Source organism: Thioalkalivibrio sp. ALJ12 (genome assembly GCF_000378305.1).
GTDB lineage: Bacteria > Pseudomonadota > Gammaproteobacteria > Ectothiorhodospirales > Ectothiorhodospiraceae > Thioalkalivibrio.
On the sequence record NZ_KB899539.1, the window covers coordinates 583,596 to 603,553 of the forward strand.

Consider the following 19,958-nt stretch of genomic DNA (forward strand, 5'->3'; position numbering starts at 1 on the left):
TCACCGGCCCTCAAAGGCTCGAACCAGGGCCGCGATGTCGAACTTCTTCATCTTCAGGAACGCCTGCGTGATCCGGGCCAGCGCCGCGGGATCACCGGGCTGCATCATCTCGTCCAGCACCGCGGGGACTATCTGCCAGGACAGGCCGAACTTGTCCCTCAACCAGCCGCATTCCACCTCCTGCCCGCCATCGGCCGTCAGCTTGTCCCAGTAGTAGTCGATCTCCTGCTGCGTATCGCACTTGACCATGAACGAGATCGACTCGTTGAACGGGACCAGCGGACCTGCACTGATGGCCTGGAACTCCTGCCCCAGCACGAAGAAGGTGACGACCTCCACCGAACCGGACGGGGTGCCTTCCAGGGTGACCGAGCTCTCGACCCACGAGTTCTCGAAGACCGAGGCGTAGAACTCGGCCGCCTCCCTGGCCTGACGCTCGAACCACAGGTGCGGAACGAGTTTGTGCCGAATGGTCGCCATCACGTATCTCCCGCAAGGGCCGGGGCCTACTACTCTGACCTTACTCCCACGTGTTGGCTCCCTGCTCGAAGCCGCCCCGATAGGGACTGCCGACACAAAAACGATGCCCATTAGGGAGACACTGACTGAGTGGCGCATTCGCGTTGGTACCCCAGGTTTTCCGAGACCAGGCGCGCCGTGCAAGCGGGTAGTGGTTCTACCCGCAAGCGGCGCAACGCCGGATCGGGGTACCTGGGGTGCCAACCCCGGAGGGGCTCGGCCGCTTTTGCGCGCGCACGGCGTTGCGGTTCCCTTGTGCAGAATGACTGCACGGCAGTCACCGCGCCTTGTTCGCACGCAAAAGCGACTCGAGCGCGAATGCGCCACTCAGTCAGTGTCTCCCTCAGCGCCTGCATCACCACCCACTCTGCATGGCGCGCCACCACGGTTGCGCCCAGACTCTGCAAACGCGCGACCTCCGCCTCGACCGAGTCGGAGTCGATATCCAGGTGTGCGCGCGGATTGTGATCCACGCGCTGGATGATGACCTGCACTTCCCCGGGCGGCGTGACGAGCTGGATAAAGCCGCTGGCCGCATCGAAGTCCTCGGGCATCGGATAGCCCAGTGCGCTGGCCCAAAAACGCGCCTCGGCGGCCAGATCCTCCGTCCGGCAGTCGATCACGATGTTTCCGAGTCGGCTCTTGTGCATGGTGTCAGGGGGAACACGGCACTCGCGTGCCCCCAAAGACCACCTTCGGTTCGGGAGAACACACTGACGTGCGTGCCCTCCCGCCTCGTTAGCGCGGCTTGCAGGCCAGGCCGAACTCGAAGGTATGGATCTTGAAGCCCTCGGGAAACGCGGCCTTGAGCCGGCGCTCGAACTCGGCGTAGATCTCGGCCTTGTGCTGCTGCACGTCCCAGTCGCGGCTGTCGCAGTCGACCCCCTCGACGTCCAGCTCCATGTTCAGCTCCAGATCCGGGGCCATTTGCAGTCGGATTGTCGGCATCTCGGTTCTCCTTGCGTTTCGCGGGCCCTACAGGACGGGCACCAGCAGCAGCGCCATGATGTTGATGACCTTGATCAGCGGATTGATCGCAGGGCCCGAGGTGTCCTTGTACGGGTCGCCCACCGTGTCGCCGGTGACCGCCGCGTGGTGGGCCTCGGAGCCCTTTCCACCATGGTGTCCATCTTCAATGTACTTCTTCGCGTTATCCCACGCCCCGCCACCGGCGGTCTGGGAGATCGCCACAAACAGGCCGGTCACGATCGTTCCGATCAGCAGCCCGCCCAGCGCCTCGGTACCGAGGAACACACCCACCAGTACCGGTACCAGCACCGGCAGCAGCGAGGGCAGGATCATCTCGCGGATCGCCGCGCCGGTGAGCATGTCCACGGCACGGGTGTAATCTGGCTTGGTGGTGCCCTCCATGATCCCGCTGATCTCGCGGAACTGGCGCCGCACCTCGTTCACGATGCCCGAGGCCGCCCGGCCCACGGACTCCATGGTCATCGCCGCGAACAGGAACGGGACCAGCCCCCCGATGAACAGGCCCACGATGACATTCGGGTTACTGAGCTCGAAGTTGTGTACACCGCCCGTGTGGCGCACCAGCTCGTGGGTGTAGTCGGCGAACAGCACCAGGGCCGCAAGCCCGGCCGAGCCGATCGCATAACCCTTGGTAACCGCCTTGGTCGTGTTGCCCACCGCGTCCAGCGCATCGGTGGTCTCGCGCACCTCGGAGGGCAGATCGGCCATCTCCGCGATGCCGCCTGCGTTGTCCGTAATCGGCCCGTAGGCGTCCATCGCCACGATGATCCCGGTCATCGACAGCATCGTGGTCGCGGCGATGGCGATGCCGTACAGGCCGCCAAAGGCATAGGCCACCAGGATCGCCGCGCAGACCGCCAGCACCGGCGCGGTGGTCGCCTTCATCGACAGCGCCAAACCGGCGATGATGTTGGTCGCGTGGCCGGTGGTCGAGGCCTCGGCCAGATGGCGGACCGGGCGGAACACCGTGGAGGTGTAATAGTCGGTAGCGACCATGATCACCCCGGTCAGCACCAGGCCCACCAGCGCCGCGCCATACAGTCTCATCGCCGCGCCACTCTCGATGCCCATGCTGGTGGCCAGCGCGTTGTCCGGCACCAGCACCAGCGTAATCGGCAGGAAGGCCACCGCGGCGAGCCCGCCGGAGACCATCAGGCCCTTGTAGAGTCCCTTGATGATCTCGGAACCCTGCCGTGCCTTCACCGCGAAGGTACCGATGATCGAGGCCAGGATCGCCCCGCCGCCCAGCACCAGCGGATACACCGAGGCCATCAGGCCCAGCTCGGGGATCAGCAGGGTCCCCAGTATCATCGTCGCGATAATGGTCACCGCGTAGGTCTCGAACAGGTCCGCGGCCATCCCGGCACAGTCCCCGACGTTGTCGCCCACGTTGTCCGCGATCACGGCCGGGTTGCGGGGATCATCCTCGGGGATGCCCGCCTCGACCTTGCCCACCAGGTCCGCTCCAACATCCGCGCCCTTGGTGAAGATGCCACCGCCGACACGCGCGAAAATCGAGATCAGCGAGCCGCCCAGTGCCAGCCCCACCAGCGGCGAAAGCCCGACCTCGCCACCCTCCGGTGCAAGCCACCAGAGCACGGCAAAATAGCCTGCCACCCCCAGCAGCCCGAGCCCGACCACCAGCAGGCCGGTCACCGCGCCCCCGCGGAAGGCCACGTCCATCGCCGCTTCCAGCCCCGACTTCGCGGCCGCCGCAGTTCGCACGTTGGCCCGTACCGCCACATGCATGCCAATAAAGCCCGCCGCACCCGAAAGCACTGCACCGATCAGGAACCCGATCGCGGAGCCCACGCCGATCACCAGCCACAACCCGATGAACAGAACCACCCCGACCACTGCAATGGTCGTGTACTGCCGCTTCATGTAGGCCGATGCGCCTTCCTGCACGGCACGGGCAATGCGCTGCATCTCCTGGCTCCCCTCCGACTTCGAGAGCACCCAGCGGATGGAAAACAGACCATAGGCCAGCGCAGCAACGCCGCACAGCAGCGCGAATACGAGGCCGAAAAATGGCATGGACATGGACTCCCCCTTCGATACGTCGTGACACAAAACATCCGGGGCGTCGGGCACTCGCGGCGGCCGACAAGCAGGCTGTCGACGCGACACGGCCGCCCGGCGCGAATCCGGGCATCCGGTTTGTGCTGCCGTCGCGCATCCGCGCGACCGTCGAGGCGCGCGGCCACCGCTGGCGCGGGGCGTACAGCCTCGACAAACGTATCGGGGGATGGTGGGTCTGGCCGCAGGACGGCTCGAAGGAAGGACCGCAAAAACCCCTTACAATGCTAGGGAACTTACGTGGTGACTTGCAGGTCGTCAAGCACGATGGGTGCAAACCGCGTGTGTTCGGCACCTTACAGACCATGGACCGGGGCATACCGTGAGGTGAACTTCATCGGCCGCAGGCGAACGAATAGGTGAAAATCCCGTAAGATCGTTGACTTACAAAACAAACCGATCAACCAGGCGTTTTGATGACCAGTGCCACACCCATCAAGGATTGTTACTTCTGCCGCGTCGCGGCCGGACTGGCCGATCCCCTCATCTACGAGAACCGCTCGTTCGTCGCCCTGTTCGACACCAACCCGGTCAACCCGGGGCACGCCCTCGTCATCCCGCGGCGGCATGTGGTTTCCCTTTTCGAACTCAACGAGACCGAACAGTCGGACTACTTCGACGCCATCCATGGCGTACGCCAGGTGATCGAGTCAACCGACCTGGCCAGCCTGTACCGCAGCATGCTGGTCCGCGAGGACCTGAGCGAGCGCCCCAAGGACCATATCGAAGGCGTGCTGGAACTCCCTTTTCTGGGCAATCCACCCGATGCCTACACCGTCGGCAACAACGACGGCCGCATGGCCGGGCGGAGCATCGATCACCTGCACGTAATCCTGCTGCCCCGCTACGAGGGCGACGTGGAAGACCCCCGTGGCGGCATCCGCAACGTGATCCCGGATCGAGCGAACTACCACCGACACGCCCACCCGGGCGTTCGCGCCGACCGCGCCTGACCCAGCCACTCGATCCGCCCGAACCATGCGACAGGGGCCCGCGCCCCTGATGGTCAGTCCGGCATAGCCGACTTACCGGCTGGATCAAACACCCACCTCTCCTCGCCCAGGCGAAATACCAGCTTCCCGTCGGCCCACTCGACCACCTCGTAGTCTCGATGCTCTGGCTCGCGGCCCTCATGCTCGGGGGCACGCACCGGGATCGTGTTCGCTTCCACCAAGTCACCCAGCGATTCGCGATCCACGACCGTCAGCGTGCGGTCCCCGGCAGGCCCTTCCTGCGCGAACACCACATGGCGCCCATCGTCGCTCCAGGGGCCGATCGTGACGCGGCCCCCGTACTGAAACGCCGCGGGGCTCGCCTCGCCGCTGTCCACTCTTACCAACCAGCCGCCGCTGTGAGCGGCACCGCTGGTAACCACCGCCACCCAGGCATTGTCCGGGGATGCGTGGGCCTCCCGAAACCGATTCGTTGCTCCGAAGGCGTTCTGCTCGTCCACCTGGATATCGCCGGGCAGATCTTCAATGCCAAGGAGCGTGGTGCCCTCCACCGTCCGAACAGACTGCTCACCAATGTCCAGCGGCGCGAGCACCGACGCCTCATCGGCCTCTGACGGTTGATCCTCCTCCCCCGACGGCACGCAACCACTGGTCACGATCAGCGTGACGACGACGCCCGCCGCGAGCCAGGGCGCGATGCGTCGAACAGAGCACCTATGCCCGAGCCGCAATGCCCCCGCACCCGATCGCTCCGCCAGCGCATCCTCTCGTTCTCGAATGTTCACCGGACCTCGCATCACTCCACCATCGACGCACACCTGCATCCGGGTCAAACCGCCCGTTCCGGCTAATGCCCAAGCCCGGAGCACGGTGTCACGTGTACCCCAGACAGGCCCGCCCGCCTTGTTTACAGGTGCGGAATGTGCCGGCAGCGGCTATCTTGTTATCGCGGGACAGGGCAGTCCCGCTGTCGGGCCGGCTGTCACGAGCCCGAACAAGCAACCGCAGGGGGAGAACATGCCAGGGAAATGGATCGTGGGCGGCCTTGCCGTGGTCGCCGCGGGTATCGGCTACTACCACTACGAAATCCGCCAGGTCGAACAGAAGCTCGACGATATGGCGCAGATGCTGGAGCCGCTCGGCACACTGCACTACGCCGGGGTGACTGTCGGCCTGGGCAGCGATCTGCACGTCAACCGGCTCCTGTTCGAGCCGCGCAATACGGCGATCGGCCGCATGCGGGCCGAACGCATCACCCTGGAAACCGGCAACCTGTGGCAGCTCCTCCGGCTGCGCCACACCCTGGATGCCCGCCGTCTGCCCCGGCAACTGGGCTTTGCGGTCAACGGCCTGACCCTACCGCCCGGCCTCGCCACCGGCGCGCAGGACGGCATCCCGGCCCTGTGGCTGGACACCGCCGGCTGCGGCGCCTACCACGCGGCCCCTGCGGACGACCTGCTGGCTGCCCTCGGCTATCGCGACATCCCGCTGGACATGAGCATCCGCTACCATCTCGAGGAGGACCAGAACCGCCTGACCGTGCACAGCACCTTTGGCATGGGTCCCCTGGGCCTGGGCACATCCACCGCGCATTTCAACATCCAGGCCGCCTCGAATCGGGCCCGTGACCTCGCGCCCGCCCTGATGGCCACCTCATTGCAATCCATGACCGTGGATTACGAGGACCGCGGGTACTATCCCGCCCTGATGGAGCTCTGTGCGGCCGAGATGGACATGGAGCACCGGGACTACCTCAAGCACCACCAGGCGGCCTGGGTCGAAGCCTGGGAACCCCTCGGCCTGCAGCCGGGGCCGCTGATGATCGAGGCCTATGGCCACTTCATCCAGGAGCCTCGAGGTTACTCCGTGCGCATCGGTCCGATCGACAACCCCGCCCTGCTCTGGGCCGGCCTCGACTCCCCGACGCAGTGGCTACGGCAGGTCGAATCCAGCCTGAGCGTGGCCGGCCGGCCCTTTGGGCGCGTCGACCTGCGCCAGGTCACGCCACGCCCCGGGAGGCTCGCCGCGACACCGAACGCAGGATGGAACGCCACGCCGGCCCTACCATCCGATTCTGCCCGCCACCCGCATTCGGCGCGGGACCCGGTGATCGCGTTGAACGCACTGGGCGACCACATCGGCCGCAACCTGCAGATCACCCTCGCGGACGGTCGCGCCCGCAACGGCGAGCTGCTCGAGATCGATGAGGGGCATATCCGCGTACGCCGCCGCATCGGCAGCGGCTACATGGTGATGCCGATCGCCCTGACCGACATCAGCGAGGTACGGCGCCTTCGTTGATGCTTTCCCCGCGGCAACACGCGGACCGCACCGGAGCAAGACCTCGACGTTACGAGGTGGACGCATCCCCTTCGCGGATGACCTCGATCAACGCATTCAGGGCGTCGCTCGCCGTAAAGATACCCAAAAGGCTCCCGTCTTCTTCATTGACGATAACGCTGCCGATCTTCTTCTCGGACATGGCATAAGCCACCTCGTCCAGGGGCGTGGCTGCCGACACCGTCAAGGGGTCGGCTGACATGATATCGGACACGCTAACCTGGCCGATGTCCTCTATCGGCAAGCCCATCACGATGCGCACATCCCGGTCGCTGACCAGCCCGACCACCGACCCACCGCGGACCACCGGAAGATGGCGGACCCCATGCTGTTCCATCAATGCCCGAAGATCAGCGATCGTCATGTCTTCGTTCGCGGTGATCGGGTCGGGGGTCGTGAACTCTTCCACCGGCACACTCTTCGACACCATGGCTCCATCTCCTGTCCTCGTCGCAAGCCAGCAGCTCCGGCTCGCCTCCATCTCTGAATCTAGCAAATCTCCGCAAGCGGTCAGGCCATGAGGTTTTGCTGCGGCTACAGGTCCGATCACGTTATCTGTTCGCCGTTGCTCATGGATGTCATCTTCTTCGCTCTTCATCGGTTCCCAATCGACTGCCATTTCTCATGCGATCCAGAAGACCGAACTGGGCTATAACTCATTGAACGGCCTCAGAACAGGGCTGCAACCCCATTAACCGCACCGGTGCAACAGGAAGGTGGCAGGCACATGCGTTATCTCGCCCTGGCGGCAGACTATGACGGAACCCTCGCCTCGGATGATCGGGTTTCGGAGGACACCGTTCGTGCCGTCGAACGGCTCAGAAAATCGGGACGACGGGCGATCCTGGTCACCGGGCGGCGGGTGGATGACCTGTTGTCAGTCTGTCCTTGTGCGCGCCTCTTCGACCTGGTCGTGGCGGAAAACGGCGCCATTGTCTACAACCCTGCGACCCGGGAGGAAGCGCGTTATGCCAACCCCCCGCCGAAGCTGTTGCTCAAGGGTCTCCGAGAGCGCGGCGTGGAGCCCCTGGAGATTGGGCAAGTGGTCGTCGGGACTCAGGCAGCACAACGAGCGGCCGTGCAGGGCGTGATCTGGGAACTCGGACTGGAAGCACAGGTGATCGCCAACCGTGGCGCCCTGATGGTCCTGCCGGCCGGCGTCAATAAGGCCAAGGGACTGGAGCGTGCGCTGCGCAAGCTGGGGCTTTCGCGTCATGAGGTGGTGGGAATCGGCGACGCCGAGAATGACCACTCGTTTCTGGACTTGTGCGAATGCTCCGTGGCAGTCGCCAACGCAGTGCCGTCCCTGAAGGCGTCCGCCAGCCTGGAGACCGCTGGCGAGAACGGGAACGGCGTCATCGAACTGATCGACGACTTGATCGCAAACGATCTGCGCCGGCTGGACAGCCGGCTCGAACAGCACCTGATCCCGCTCGGCACAGCGGCAGACGGGAGGCTGATCAACCTGTCGCCATTCGGGCACAACATGCTGGTTGCCGGGCCCTCGGGCAGTGGCAAGTCCACGTTCGCCGCGGGCATCATCGAGCGGTTAATCGAGAAAGACTTCCAGGTCTGCATCGTCGACCCGGAAGGCGACTACGGAACGCTGGCCGACGTGGTGGCACTCGGCAACCAATGGCGTGCTCCAGCCGTCACGGAGATCCTCTCGATCCTCGAGGATCCGAAGATCAACCTGAGCATAAACCTCCTTGGCATACCGCTTGGGGACCGGCCCCAGTTTTTTGCGCAACTCATCCCCAACCTACAGGCCATGCGCGCACGCACTGGGCGGCCACACTGGCTGGTGCTCGACGAGGCCCACCACATGCTCCCCGATACATGGGGGCATACCGGATCCGCGTTGCCGAAACGGATCGGCGAGAGTGCCCTGGTAACTGTGCATCCAGAGCATGTCGCATCGGAGATCCTGGCGCCGGTCGACATTGTCATCGCCATTGGATCTTCACCCGAGGAGACACTGGCCAAGTTCGGGCGGGCCACGGGCAGAACGGTCCCGTGGTCCGACAGCCTGACACAAGAGCCGGAGCAGGTGATCGCCTGGTTTATCGATGAACCCCCGTTCGCCATGCGCCCCATGCCCGGGCGCGCAGAGCGCGTGCGCCATCATCGCAAGTATGCCGAGGGCGACCTGCGGTGGCACAGCTTCTATTTCCGAGGGCCCGACAGCCGCCACAACCTGAAGGCACAGAACATGGCCATTTTTTGCCAGATCGCCCAGGGCATCGACGAACAGACTTGGCTATTTCACCTGCGCCGCGGCGACTATTCGCGCTGGTTTCGGCACGCGGTCAGAGACGAGTTCCTGGCGGATGAGGCACAGCGCGTCGAGCAGCGCACCGACCTGGCACCGGCACAGACGCGCCAGATGATCACCGAACTGGCGCAAGCCCGCTACACCCTGCCGCCATGAGCCGGCGGGACGGCCGGCGCAAGCGCACCACCAGTCGCGTCAGGCTCGAGCACGTCAGGTTTCTTTCCAGACAGGCGCTCGGGACCCGGGAATGCTGCGCTCGCAATCGTATAACTGACTGTTTGTTCTTTCTTCCCCTTGGTTGGCATGGGCTTCGCTTGGGCCGTGTCGTCGGGCGTTGGTGGCGGATTGGAGCCGCTCAAGGCCTGGCCAGCCAATCCAGGGAACCTATTGATGAAACGCGCCCACAATCACAGCCGCTCCCTCTTCTTCCTTGTCGGCATTGCGCTCGCCGCCTCCGGCTGTGGCCAGCCAGACGAAGCCGATGCAGCCAATGCGGCGGATCCGGAGGATGCAGAGGAAACCCGCAGCCTCGGCCCGCCCAACCCCTATCTGAAGAACCTGCCCGAACTCGAGCAGGCGCGCTTCGATGAATCCGCGCAGTTACAGCAGGAACTGCGACAGATGCAGGCCACCGACTGGGAGCAGGCCGAAGCGTTCCGCAGTCACGTCGCCGAAAGAGAACGGCACTGGGACGAGAAGATCGCCGCGTACGTTCACACGAACCTGGTGGGACAAACCATCCCATTGACGCCGATCGACGCCAGGCCATACACCGTTGACGAGCTCAGGATCGAAGGAAGAAGGCCCATGCCGTTCAATCACCTGATCCTGACCGGAACAGCCACGCTGACGCAGGACCTGACCGAACCGGACAGCGACGAACCTGCCCCGCCAGCCTTCACCCTGAGGGGGCCGCCGATCATCGGTGCGGGGGATTTCCTGGATCACCGAGGCCAGACGCTTACCCTGTTCGTCCAGGCAGCGGACCTGGATGGCAACAAGATCCCCGCGATCAAGGCACGACTGACATCGACCGGGACTGCACAACGCGAAGAGCTCGTCGCAGGCAAGACGTTCGAACTGCAGATGAGTGTCGACCGGAGCGACGTCGCCCGACTGCGCAGCTTCGGCCAGTTTGTGGAAATCACGCGAGAAGAATTCGACGCCAGGTGAACGCGCGCCGACATGCTCGTTGCGGGTCGCACCAATACACGGGCGCCCTCTTCCTACGCCGGATCACTGGGCGGCAACACGGGCTGTTGGGCTGACCAGAGCCCCGCACTCGACGGGATGGGTGCCCGATCCACATACACCGGCTGTGCCGGGGAGCCTGTACCGGCTCTTCCTGTGCCAGCAGAGCAACTGGTATAGCCCGATGCCGCCTCTCGCAGCCCCGCCAAGCCCTGCCACTCCGGCAAGCCCACCGCCTGAACGGTATCCACCCGATTTGACTATTGCGCTGTCCCGCGCCAACCCTTGCCGGAGTCCTTCCGGAAACCTTGGCAGGCGGCCCCCATGACCGAGACCTCGGACATACGCAGAAAGGGCTTCATCGCCCACATGGCGACCGTCTTCATCAATGCCCTCAACGACAACTTCTTCCGGCTGGTGGTCATTTTCATCGCCATCCGCCTATTCGTCGCCGAGGGGGAAGGCACCTTCTACTACAGCCTGGTCGGCTTCGTTTTCCTGCTGCCATTCGTGCTGTTCTCGCCCTGGGCAGGCTATATCTCGGACCGCTACAGCAAGAAGGCGGTGATCGTCACCACGCGTCTGGCCGAGGTCGCGGTACTAATGGCCGCCGCGCTGATGCTGATCACCGAAAACTTCACCGGCTTGTTGGTGACGACCTTCCTGATGGGCCTGCAGAGCACGTTCTTCAGCCCGTCCAAATTCGGCATCCTGCCGGAGATCGTGCGCTACCAGCAGCTCTCGCGCGCCAACGGGCATATCCAGCTGTGGACGTTCCTGGCCATCATCCTCGGGACAGCTCTGGCCGGCTTCGTGATGGAGTTCGCCCGCGAGGACCTGTGGATACCGGCTGCACTTGTCGTGGCACTGTCCATCACTGGCCTGGTGACAAGCCTCTTCATCACCCCGACCGTGGCCACCGACAACCCCGCGCCGTTCCGAATCAACCCGTTTGCGACGATCGTACAGTCCATCAACGAGATTCGCCCGCATCGAGTCCTGTTCCTGGTGATTCTCGGCATCGCGTGGTTCTGGGCGCTGGGCACGCTGTACCAGCTGAACGTTCCCCTGTTCGCAGAAATCCACCTGGAGCTCGGCGAGCTTGCAACCGGCATCATCCTGACCACGCTGGCGCTGGGCATCGGTGCCGGCAGCATCCTCGCCGGCTATCTCTCGCGTGGGACCATCGCCATGCACCATGCCCCGGCCGGAATGATCGCCGCAGCCCTGCTCAGCGCACTGCTGTACTTCGCCGCCGACAGTTACCACGCAACCCTGGTGCTCATGGCCCTGCTGGGTGTCGCCTCCGGCTTTTTCATCGTGCCGATCACGGCCTACCTGCAGGGCCACAGCCCCGCCGAGCGACGCGGCCGCTTCATCGCCGCCAGCAATTTCCTCGCGTTCGCCGCGATGCTGGTGGCCCCGGTACTGTTCTGGCTGCTCACCGGCCCGGCAGGCATTACACCGGCACTGGTCTTCGTGACCGGCGGGCTGGCTTCGCTACTCGTCGGCCTGACGGCCTGGCGGCTGTATCGCCGGCACCAAGCAGAAGCGAATGCCTGACACCGCCAGACATCGGCATCGAACTTCGAACATCTGGCCCTGCCGGTTCTTCCAGTCAGCGTGACCCGACCTCATTCGTGCTTACCGCGTCGCACAGCAGGTGCTGGCACTTTCCGCCGGCCTTGACCAATCTCACCGTATGGACACGGAACAACCCTTGCGCCTCCACCTGCCGCCGGAACGGTCGCCCCCGCGGCGTAGCCGCCTGATTTCAGCCGTGCTGGCCCTAGCGGTACTCGGCAGCGCGTGGGTCCCGGCGTCTGCCCTCGAGTACGGACCACTGCCGGAGCGAATCGAGGACGCAACCGCGGGCATCGAGCGCACGCCTCTGGATGCCGAACCGATACGGCTGGACTCCGATCAGCAAAACGACACCGTCATGGTCCGGGTGGATGCCATCCTCGACCATCCCTTCCATCAGGTGTCCCAGGAATTCCACTCCGCGGCCGTATGGTGCGACTCCCTCTTCCTGCATATTAATGTGAAGGCCTGCGTCCACCACGGGGACGGCGAGCGGTCCGGCATCGAACTCTACATCAGCAGAAAGCGCTTCCAGCGCCCGGAAAACGCCTATCGGGTGGACCTGGACTTCCGGGTGCAGATCGCCGTGGAGGACTATCTGGCCGTGAAACTCGCAGGGGACCGGGGGCCCTACGGCACCCGCGACTACCGCATGACCCTGGAGGCCGTACCTCTGGATGCCGAGCGGACCCTGATCCACGTTCGGCATGCCGTTGATTACGGAGCCCTGGCCCGGGGCTTCCTGAACCTCTATCTCCGCTTCGGCGGCGGGGATCGGGCCGGCTTCACCGTGGTGGGGGAGGATGATGCCGGAAGGCCGATCTACGTCGACGGTCTGCAAGGTGTCATCGAGCGCAACGTGATGCGCTTCTACCTGGCATTCCAGGCCTATCTGGAGAGCCTTGAGGTCGCGGAAGAGGATCGTCTGGCGTTCCGCATGGCGCGCTGGTTCGAACTCACCGAGCGCTATCCCGAACAGCTGCGGGAGCTGGACCAGGACACCTACCTCCGGCAGAAGGAGATGGAATGGCGCGAACAGGAGAGCCTGCAGACACAGCGCGACCACCGCAATTGATCCTCCATCCGCCTCCTCGGGCTCCCTGAGGACAACCTATTGAGAGATCACACCTAACGCTGGAGCTCCATGTGGATCTCGATCGTGCGCAGGAGCTGCTGGCGATCGATCCAGCCGATGGCTCGACCGGATTCATCCATCACCGGGATCTGATTGAGGTTGTGTTCGCTCATGACCTGCAGGATCTCCTCCGCCTTCGTGTCGGGCGCGACACGGCTCAGCGCATCCACGGGGGTCATGATCGCGGCGATCCGGGTGGTCGGCCACCGCTCCCGCGGCACCTTGCGGCTGTCGCTGAGGGTCACCAGTCCCTGAACCCGCTCCGCATCGCCCACCAGAAAGGAGCGGCGCCCACCCGGCAGAACAAAACGGTCAATCCACTCCTCGACCGATACATCCTGGCCGACAAATGGCGGATCCGGGTTTGCCAGATCCCGCGCACGGACATCCACCAGCCGCTCGCGCATGTCATACATCCGCCCCTGCATCTCGGCCATGTTCAGCAGGAACCAGGCGATCAGCATCACCCACAGGCCCCCGATCAGGTTGCCCAGCACCACGACGTTCCAGAAGGCGAAGCCGAACAGGAGGTAGGCCACCATCCGCCCACCCCGTACTGCGGCCTCGATGGCCCTGCGCGGGTCGCCCGTCAACTTCCAGATCACTGCCCGGAACACCCGCCCGCCATCCAGCGGAAAACCCGGGATCAGATTGAAGATGGCCACGATCATGTTGATCAGCGCGAGCCAGCCCAGCGCCACCGGTACCGGCTCGAACCAATCCGCGGTGAGCAACGCGAGCCACCAGAAGAGCAATGCCAGGGCCGCACTCACCGCCGGCCCGGCAATCGCTATCCAGAACTCGTCCTCTGCCCGCTCGGGGTCTCGCCCCATCTGGGCCAGTCCCCCGAAGATGAACAGGGTGATGGACTCCACCGGCACACCACGCCGCAGCGCTACCATGCTGTGGCCCAGTTCATGGGCGAGGATGGAAGAAAAGAACAGCAGGGCCGTCACCGCCGCGGTGCCAACCGCCATCGCCAGGCTCCACTCCGGATACTGGTGATAGAAGCCGGTGCTCATGCTCGCCAGCAGCAGGATCAGGATGAAGATCCAGCTGATGTGGATCTGAATACGGATGCCACTGACATGGCCCAGGACTAGGACGGTCTTGAACATTCTTTGGCTCCTTGCATCACAGTACCGCTACCGGCCAGCGTGACCGGTGCCGCCTCACTCGACCGGGCTTCTGACGTGCCGACCGGCCCTGTGAAACGCCCGTCCGCCTCGATTCCCGGCCCCACCGCGGACCCCCGCGCGGTCTACCCCATCCATCCTCTGTGACCGCTACTGACTCAATGCTCCTGCCGTGGCGCCTTCGGCGCACTGGAGGCCACGCTCCCCGCCGCCTCCGTCCTGGAGGCATTGATCGCACGCTGGAACACCCAGCTCTTGATCTCGCGGATCTGCTCCACCATCGTCCGCGACAGCGGCACGGTGTTGATCACGTTGCGGATCACGTCGCGCTGGTTGAACACCCGCCCCTCCTGGTAGGCGTCGATACGCGCCGACTTCACCGCCTGTTCGATCTCCGCCCCGCTCCAGTCCTCGGTGCTGGCGGCCATGTAGTTCAGGTTGAACTCCTCGATGTTGCCACCGTAGCGCTCGACATGAATCCGCAGGATTTCCTTGCGCTCCTCTGCCTGTGGCAGGTCCAGGAAAAACAGCTGGTCGAACCGACCCTTGCGCATCAGCTCGGCCGGGAGCTGATGGATGCGGTTCGCGGTCGCCGCCACGAACACCCGGGGCGACTTCTCCTGCAGCCAGGTTAGAAAGCTCGAAAAAATGTTCACGTTACCGGCGCTGCCCGGTGCCTGGCTGTCGAAGCCAAAGGCGTTCTCCAGCTCGTCCACCCACAGCACCATCGGCGCGATCTCCTCTGCAATCCGCGTCGCCCGGGCAAAGGCATACTCCGGCGTGCCAAAGCTGCCGGACAGCACCAGGCTCATGTCCAGGCGCACCAGCGGCAGGCCCCAGGCGGTCGCGATCGCCTTCGCCGCCATGCTCTTGCCGCAGCCGCTGACCCCCATGAACAGCACGCCGGCCGGGAGTGGCACGTTGTCGCGCCAGGCCTTCTCGGTAAAGAGGTCCGCGCGCGTGCGCACCCACTCCTTCAGGTTCTCCAGCCCGCCGATGTCGTCCAGCGAGCGCTGCGGCGGGTAGAACTGCAGGCAGCTCTCCTTGCGCAGGATCTGGCCCTTTTCCTCCTGGATTTCGGCCAGCATCTCGGCCTCGCCCATCGGCTTGCCGCCAAACAGCCGCGCACTCAAGTGCCCGACCTCGTTCAGCGACAGCCCGCGCATCCCGGCCGCCACGCGAAACAACTGCTCGCGCGGGACCCCGGACGCGCCGCTCGCGGCCTCCAGCTGCTCCAGCACCTCCTCCTCCGACGGCAGGTCAACCTCGATCAGGAAGACCTCCTTCTTCAGGATCTCCGGCAGCTTCAGCAGCGGACAGCTGAGAAACACCACGTCGCGGCTGTTCTTCAACCGGTAGTACAGGTCGCGCACCCCGCGGACCAGCGCCGGGTTGCCCTCGAACCCGGTGGGCAGATCCTTCAGCAGCACCATGCGCGGGCCTTCGGTGCGCCCCTTCGCCACACGTGCCACCGCCTCCAGCGGATCGGTCGTCAGGGCGTCGGGGGCATCGCTGTCGAACCCTGTACCCGCGGACCACACCTCCAGGTGCCCGTCCTCGCCGTAGTACGAACGCGCGACCGCCCGCAGCAGCCGCTCCATGCGGTCCTCGTCCCACCCTTGCAGGTAGAACACCGGATAGTGCGACTTGAGCCCGCGCAGGATCTTGCGCGCCGTCTGATTCTGAAGCGCCGTTGCCATTCACTCCCTCCGTTCCCAACACCGGCTCCTGCCTGCGAATGCCACAGACCCGTGACGCCCATGTTGTCGACTTCCCCGATCCGGGTCCACGCTTAGTTTGAGCGATGCTGCGTACCCCGTTCGCGCATGCCCCCGGTTCTCTTGCCGCGCCCGGCAGCTCCAGCCCCCCCTGCTATGATGCCGGAAGCAAAGGGGGGCCCATGAGTAGCAAGATCATTGAAGTCGTCGGCCCGGCCGGGCATCTGGATACCGTACTGGGAATCGCCGACGGGCTGGCCATCGATGTCCTCTGGCACGGGGTGGACGAAAACCGTGACCGCATGGCCGTGCACATGCTGGTCAGCACGGATTACCGCCAGCGCCTGCTGGACGACCTCTATCGTGTGCTGGGCGCGGTCGAGACCGCGCGCATCCTGGTCCTGCCGGTGGAGGCGGTCCTGCCCGACCCACTGCAGGACTCCACCGCCGACGATAAGGATGCTGCACGCACCGGCAAGAAGGCCCGCGCCATCTCGCGTGAAGAGCTCTATACCAACGTGGCCGGGGGCGCCGACCTCACCGGCCAGTTCGTCCTGTTGACGGTGCTGTCCACCATCGTCGCGGCCATTGGTCTGCTGGAGGACAACGTGGCCGTGGTGATTGGCGCGATGGTTATCGCTCCGCTGCTGGGTCCCAACCTGGCACTGGCGCTCGGGACCTCCATGGCCGACACGCGGCTGATCGGACGCTCCCTGCGCACGAACGTGGTGGGACTCGGCGGGGCCATCCTGATCGGGATCCTGCTCGCCACTGTCATGTCGGTGGACGTCGGCGCGCGCGAACTGCAAATGCGCACCCAAGTCGGTCTCGACTCGGTCGCTCTCGCCCTTGCGTCCGGAGCCGCCGCAGTGCTGTCGCTCACCACCGGCCTGCCCACGGTTCTGGTCGGCGTGATGGTGGCCGTCGCCCTCCTGCCGCCGGCTGCTACCGTTGGCATCATGCTCGGCTCCGGCGAGTTCTCCGCCGCCTACATGGCCTTCCTGCTACTGGCGGTCAACGTGGTGTGCGTAAACCTGTCGGCCAAGCTCGTGTTTCTCTATCAGGGCGTGCGCCCGCGCGGACGCGCTCAGCGGGAGGCCGCTGCGCAGAGCATGGCCGGCTATCTGCTGCTTTGGGCCGTCACCCTCGCCCTGCTGGTGTTCCTGATCCTGGAAGCCGACATCACACTGTAGGCCGCTCCAGCCTCATCGGCATCTGAAACACGATAACCCGCTGCATTCAAAGTCTTTATTCAGAACCAACGCCTCCAAAGGGGGAGGCATTGGTCGTCCTTTTCTGGGTGCGCCCGCCCGTTTCATGCCTGCCCTGCTACAACCTTGCTTCTGGTTTAACTCATGCTTGCCCCGACCGGACTTTCTGGCATTCTGACAACATGGAGCGTGATCACTCGCCTGGCCAGGGGGCATCGATGGCGTATGAAGATCAGGACCCGTTCAACGCGCTGATCGTCGACAACGCAGCGGTCTGGATCAATTCACTGGATGTGGACGGCCGCATCACCTTCTGGAACCGTGCGGCCGAACAGATCAGCGGCTACTCCCGCGAGGAGGTGCTGGGGCACGACCGCGTGTGGGAATGGCTATATCCCGATCCCAACTACCGCGAGGCGGTCTTTGCCCGCGCGTGCCAGATCATGGAGCGGGGCCAGGGCCTGCAAGGGTTCGAGAGCACGATCCGCACCCGCACCGGCGAGGACCGCACCCTGGAGTGGCACTCCGAGCAGCTGTTTGCCGCGGACGGGCAATTGCTTGGAGCAAGCGCGGTCGCCGTCGACATCAGCGACCGCCGCCGGCTGGAGGCGGCCCACGATCGGCAGTATCGCCTGCAAGGCATGATCGCCGAGATCTCCGCCGCACTGATCAACATCACGGCCGGAGACGTCGACCGGGTGATGGAAGAGAGCCTGGCCCGACTGGGAGTCTTCTTCGGCCTCGGGCGCGCCTACGTGTTTCGCTTCGACCTCCCCGCCCATCAGATGAGTCTGGTCAACGAATGGTGCGCCCGCGGCGTACAGCCCTACCGGGAGCACCTTCAGGCGATTCCTCTGCAAGAACATAACTGGGTCACCTCACAGGTCCTCGCAAGAAAGGTCGTGCACGTGCCAGACGTCGACGAACTGCCGGCGGAGGCGGCGGTGGAACAGGAGGAGTTCCGCCGCGAGGAGATCCGCTCCCTGCTGCTGATCCCGCTGGTCAGCGACCAGAACGCCTTCGGCATGCTCGGGTTCGATGCCGTAGAGGCGCCGCATTGCTGGACCGACGACCAGATCACCGCGCTGCGGCTCGTCGCCGACATGATCGCCGGCACCCTGGCACGCAAGCAGGTGGAGCAGGAACTGGCCCGCCAGGCGCGCGTGGACGGGCTGACCGGCCTCGCCAACCGACGCGAGTTCGACCACCAGCTCGAGCGGGAATGCGCTGCCCGGCGCGAACGCTCCCTCTCGCTGCTGATGATCGATATCGACCACTTCAAGCCGTACAACGACGCCTTCGGCCACCAGGCCGGGGATGACTGCCTGCGGGCAGTCGCCGACGTCATCCGCTCGGTACTGAACCGCCCCGCCGATGTCGGCGCCCGCTACGGTGGCGAGGAATTCGCCTGCGTATTGGCCGACACCAACCCCGAGGGCGGGCTGCGGGTCGCCGAACGCATCCGCGAGGCGGTGTACGGGCTCGACCTGAAACAACCCGACACCGACGAAGGACGCGTGACGATCAGTATTGGCGTGTGCAGCGTACACACCCGGTGGCCCGTGGAGCCCAGGGCCCTGCTGCGCCAGGCGGATGAGGCGCTCTACCGCGCCAAACGCGCCGGCCGCAACCGGGTCGAGACACTGACGCTACCCGAGGCCTCCTGGTAGCGCGGGCACGCCCCTCGCCGGGCGGCTCGCTTAGCTCGCGAAGGTTCGCATCGGGGTCGCCCCAGGTGCCGCGCACATGATCCGAGCGCAGCCACCGCTCGATAGGCGGCAAGTCGTAACTCGTGACCGCGTGAAGCCCTACATTCATGACAACTCCCCCGCAATACTCGGCCAATTGGAGCTGTCCGGATTGTTCAGCTCCAGGGCTCCACAGGCGCCGGGACCATGACTTCAGCGGAACGCCCGTTCTCCTTGCCACGTCCTGCAACTCGGGCATCTTCTTGGCGCAATCATGGGTGCCCCCTTCGTCGCCCTTCTTCGGTTCGTAAATCATGCGACTGCGCGGGCGTTCCGGATCCAGGCGTAATCGCCCCGCTTCCCGCGCGAACTGCTATAAAACAAGCAAGGGCGACATCCCGCCCCACCCGCGCCAGCAGTCGCGCTGACTGGCAGGCCCTTGCCCTACTCTCGCGGCACAGGGACTGCCGCCAGACAGACACTGCAGCGCAGCACCGTGTCGACGGACTCGGCCGGAAACGCCTGTCCGCATCGACTCCAATCGCAAGGAGCAGGACAGAATGGCTACCGGTACAGTGAAATGGTTCAGTGACGAAAAGGGCTTCGGTTTCATCGCCCCCTCGGATGGTTCCAAGGACGTATTCGTGCATCACAGCAATATCCAGGGCAGCGGCTTCAAGACCCTCGCCGAGGGACAGAAAGTCTCCTACGAGGTAGAACAAGGCCCGAAGGGCCCGAGCGCGACCAACGTGATGCCCGAAGCGTAGGCACCAGTTTCTGCAAACGCCCAGAAAACACGGCGTAAAGGGCCAGCTCCTCCGCGCGTAGAGGCAATCGGGCCTGGCCCCGAACAGGGCAGCCCGGGAGAACGCCTCAGCAGGTCATCGGTGTCCGGGTCGTGTCCTGAGCAAGCAGCGTTTCCCTGGAAACCATGCGTGGCCGTTTTTAAGGCACGAGCCCGTGCCATCGGCCGCGACCACGGCATCCTCGACTAACGGGGACAAAAGTCTGGTCCGGCATCCCGCCCGGTTTCCTCTTCGTCCTGCGCGCCGTGCTAAAACTCATGGGTGCCCTCTTCCTGGGCATCGCTCCGACCCATTCAATGTCTGATAGCGGCGCCACCGGACGGCCCAAGCGAC

At 64.7% G+C, this 19,958-nt stretch carries 16 protein-coding genes and 1 pseudogene; 9 read left to right on the forward strand and 8 right to left on the reverse strand.

Annotated features, from left to right (window positions below):
• The 4 genes and pseudogenes from F467_RS0110065 to F467_RS0110080 form a co-directional block, all read right to left on the reverse strand.
• Positions 1–480, reverse strand: a complete 480-nt coding sequence (locus F467_RS0110065) for a VOC family protein (protein WP_018137583.1) — start codon at positions 478–480, stop codon at positions 1–3.
• Between the two features lie 386 nt (positions 481–866).
• Positions 867–1,169, reverse strand: a pseudogene (locus tag F467_RS13925) (VOC family protein); the annotation flags it as partial.
• Between the two features lie 88 nt (positions 1,170–1,257).
• Complete coding sequence (locus F467_RS0110075; RefSeq protein WP_018137790.1) at positions 1,258–1,446, reverse strand: hypothetical protein; 189 nt, start codon at positions 1,444–1,446, stop codon at positions 1,258–1,260.
• Between the two features lie 48 nt (positions 1,447–1,494).
• Positions 1,495–3,552: a sodium-translocating pyrophosphatase gene (locus tag F467_RS0110080; RefSeq protein ID WP_018137791.1), complete on the reverse strand. Its 2,058-nt coding sequence runs from the start codon at positions 3,550–3,552 to the stop codon at positions 1,495–1,497.
• Positions 3,553–4,004: 452 nt separating this feature from the next.
• On the opposite strand from F467_RS0110080, the gene F467_RS0110085 reads away from it, so the two are divergent.
• Positions 4,005–4,541, forward strand: a complete 537-nt coding sequence (locus F467_RS0110085; RefSeq protein WP_018137792.1) for an HIT family protein — start codon at positions 4,005–4,007, stop codon at positions 4,539–4,541.
• Between the two features lie 53 nt (positions 4,542–4,594).
• On the opposite strand, the gene F467_RS0110090 is transcribed toward F467_RS0110085, so the two are convergent.
• Complete coding sequence (locus F467_RS0110090; RefSeq protein ID WP_018137793.1) at positions 4,595–5,365, reverse strand: hypothetical protein; 771 nt, start codon at positions 5,363–5,365, stop codon at positions 4,595–4,597.
• 193 nt (positions 5,366–5,558) lie between these two features.
• Here F467_RS0110090 and F467_RS0110095 point away from each other — a divergent pair, with 193 nt between their 5' ends.
• Positions 5,559–6,842 carry a hypothetical protein gene (locus tag F467_RS0110095; RefSeq protein WP_018137794.1) on the forward strand — a complete coding sequence of 428 codons (1,284 nt, stop codon included), beginning with the start codon at positions 5,559–5,561 and terminating at the stop codon, positions 6,840–6,842.
• Positions 6,843–6,891: 49 nt separating this feature from the next.
• Here the strand turns inward: F467_RS0110095 and F467_RS0110100 are convergent, their stop codons facing one another.
• The gene (locus F467_RS0110100) at positions 6,892–7,311 is read right to left on the reverse strand and encodes a CBS domain-containing protein (protein ID WP_018137795.1); all 420 of its coding nucleotides are present in this window, start codon (positions 7,309–7,311) and stop codon (positions 6,892–6,894) included.
• Positions 7,312–7,608: 297 nt separating this feature from the next.
• Here F467_RS0110100 and F467_RS0110105 point away from each other — a divergent pair, with 297 nt between their 5' ends.
• The 4 genes from F467_RS0110105 to F467_RS0110120 all read left to right on the forward strand — a co-directional run bounded on the left by F467_RS0110105 (position 7,609) and on the right by F467_RS0110120 (position 13,006).
• Entirely contained in the window at positions 7,609–9,312 is a 1,704-nt protein-coding gene (locus F467_RS0110105) for an HAD family hydrolase (protein ID WP_018137796.1), read from the forward strand.
• Positions 9,313–9,546: 234 nt separating this feature from the next.
• Complete coding sequence (locus tag F467_RS0110110) at positions 9,547–10,329, forward strand: hypothetical protein (RefSeq protein WP_018137797.1); 783 nt, start codon at positions 9,547–9,549, stop codon at positions 10,327–10,329.
• Between the two features lie 342 nt (positions 10,330–10,671).
• Entirely contained in the window at positions 10,672–11,910 is a 1,239-nt protein-coding gene (locus F467_RS0110115; RefSeq protein ID WP_018137798.1) for an MFS transporter, read from the forward strand.
• 157 nt (positions 11,911–12,067) lie between these two features.
• Positions 12,068–13,006, forward strand: coding sequence for a hypothetical protein (locus F467_RS0110120; protein ID WP_018137799.1), 939 nt, complete (start codon positions 12,068–12,070; stop codon positions 13,004–13,006).
• A gap of 53 nt (positions 13,007–13,059) precedes the next feature.
• Here the strand turns inward: F467_RS0110120 and F467_RS0110125 are convergent, their stop codons facing one another.
• Together F467_RS0110125 and F467_RS0110130 are read right to left on the reverse strand one after the other, a co-directional pair.
• Positions 13,060–14,184 (reverse strand): site-2 protease family protein, encoded by a 1,125-nt coding sequence (locus F467_RS0110125; protein WP_018137800.1) that lies wholly within the window; start codon positions 14,182–14,184, stop codon positions 13,060–13,062.
• A 176-nt stretch (positions 14,185–14,360) separates the two neighbouring features.
• Positions 14,361–15,902 (reverse strand): AAA family ATPase, encoded by a 1,542-nt coding sequence (locus F467_RS0110130; protein ID WP_018137801.1) that lies wholly within the window; start codon positions 15,900–15,902, stop codon positions 14,361–14,363.
• 200 nt (positions 15,903–16,102) lie between these two features.
• Here F467_RS0110130 and F467_RS0110135 point away from each other — a divergent pair, with 200 nt between their 5' ends.
• The 3 genes from F467_RS0110135 (at position 16,103) to F467_RS0110145 (ending at position 19,586) form a co-directional block, all read left to right on the forward strand.
• A complete protein-coding gene (locus F467_RS0110135) occupies positions 16,103–17,113 on the forward strand; it encodes a TIGR00341 family protein (protein WP_018137802.1) in 1,011 nt (336 codons plus the stop codon).
• 236 nt (positions 17,114–17,349) lie between these two features.
• The gene (locus tag F467_RS0110140) at positions 17,350–18,801 is read left to right on the forward strand and encodes a diguanylate cyclase (protein WP_018137803.1); all 1,452 of its coding nucleotides are present in this window, start codon (positions 17,350–17,352) and stop codon (positions 18,799–18,801) included.
• A gap of 578 nt (positions 18,802–19,379) precedes the next feature.
• Positions 19,380–19,586, forward strand: a complete 207-nt coding sequence (locus F467_RS0110145; RefSeq protein ID WP_018137804.1) for a cold-shock protein — start codon at positions 19,380–19,382, stop codon at positions 19,584–19,586.
• The last annotated feature ends 372 nt before the right edge of the window (positions 19,587–19,958 follow it).

Coding starts and splice junctions, on each gene's coding strand:
- F467_RS0110065 (WP_018137583.1), bottom strand. CDS start 480: ATGGCGACCATTCGGCACAAACTCGTTCCGCACCTGTGGTTCGAGCGT.
- F467_RS0110075 (WP_018137790.1), bottom strand. CDS start 1,446: ATGGCCCCGGATCTGGAGCTGAACATGGAGCTGGACGTCGAGGGGGTC.
- F467_RS0110080 (WP_018137791.1), bottom strand. CDS start 3,552: ATGTCCATGCCATTTTTCGGCCTCGTATTCGCGCTGCTGTGCGGCGTT.
- F467_RS0110085 (WP_018137792.1), top strand. CDS start 4,005: ATGACCAGTGCCACACCCATCAAGGATTGTTACTTCTGCCGCGTCGCG.
- F467_RS0110090 (WP_018137793.1), bottom strand. CDS start 5,365: ATGCAGGTGTGCGTCGATGGTGGAGTGATGCGAGGTCCGGTGAACATT.
- F467_RS0110095 (WP_018137794.1), top strand. CDS start 5,559: ATGCCAGGGAAATGGATCGTGGGCGGCCTTGCCGTGGTCGCCGCGGGT.
- F467_RS0110100 (WP_018137795.1), bottom strand. CDS start 7,311: ATGGTGTCGAAGAGTGTGCCGGTGGAAGAGTTCACGACCCCCGACCCG.
- F467_RS0110105 (WP_018137796.1), top strand. CDS start 7,609: ATGCGTTATCTCGCCCTGGCGGCAGACTATGACGGAACCCTCGCCTCG.
- F467_RS0110110 (WP_018137797.1), top strand. CDS start 9,547: ATGAAACGCGCCCACAATCACAGCCGCTCCCTCTTCTTCCTTGTCGGC.
- F467_RS0110115 (WP_018137798.1), top strand. CDS start 10,672: ATGACCGAGACCTCGGACATACGCAGAAAGGGCTTCATCGCCCACATG.
- F467_RS0110125 (WP_018137800.1), bottom strand. CDS start 14,184: ATGTTCAAGACCGTCCTAGTCCTGGGCCATGTCAGTGGCATCCGTATT.
- F467_RS0110130 (WP_018137801.1), bottom strand. CDS start 15,902: ATGGCAACGGCGCTTCAGAATCAGACGGCGCGCAAGATCCTGCGCGGG.
- F467_RS0110135 (WP_018137802.1), top strand. CDS start 16,103: ATGAGTAGCAAGATCATTGAAGTCGTCGGCCCGGCCGGGCATCTGGAT.
- F467_RS0110140 (WP_018137803.1), top strand. CDS start 17,350: ATGGCGTATGAAGATCAGGACCCGTTCAACGCGCTGATCGTCGACAAC.
- F467_RS0110145 (WP_018137804.1), top strand. CDS start 19,380: ATGGCTACCGGTACAGTGAAATGGTTCAGTGACGAAAAGGGCTTCGGT.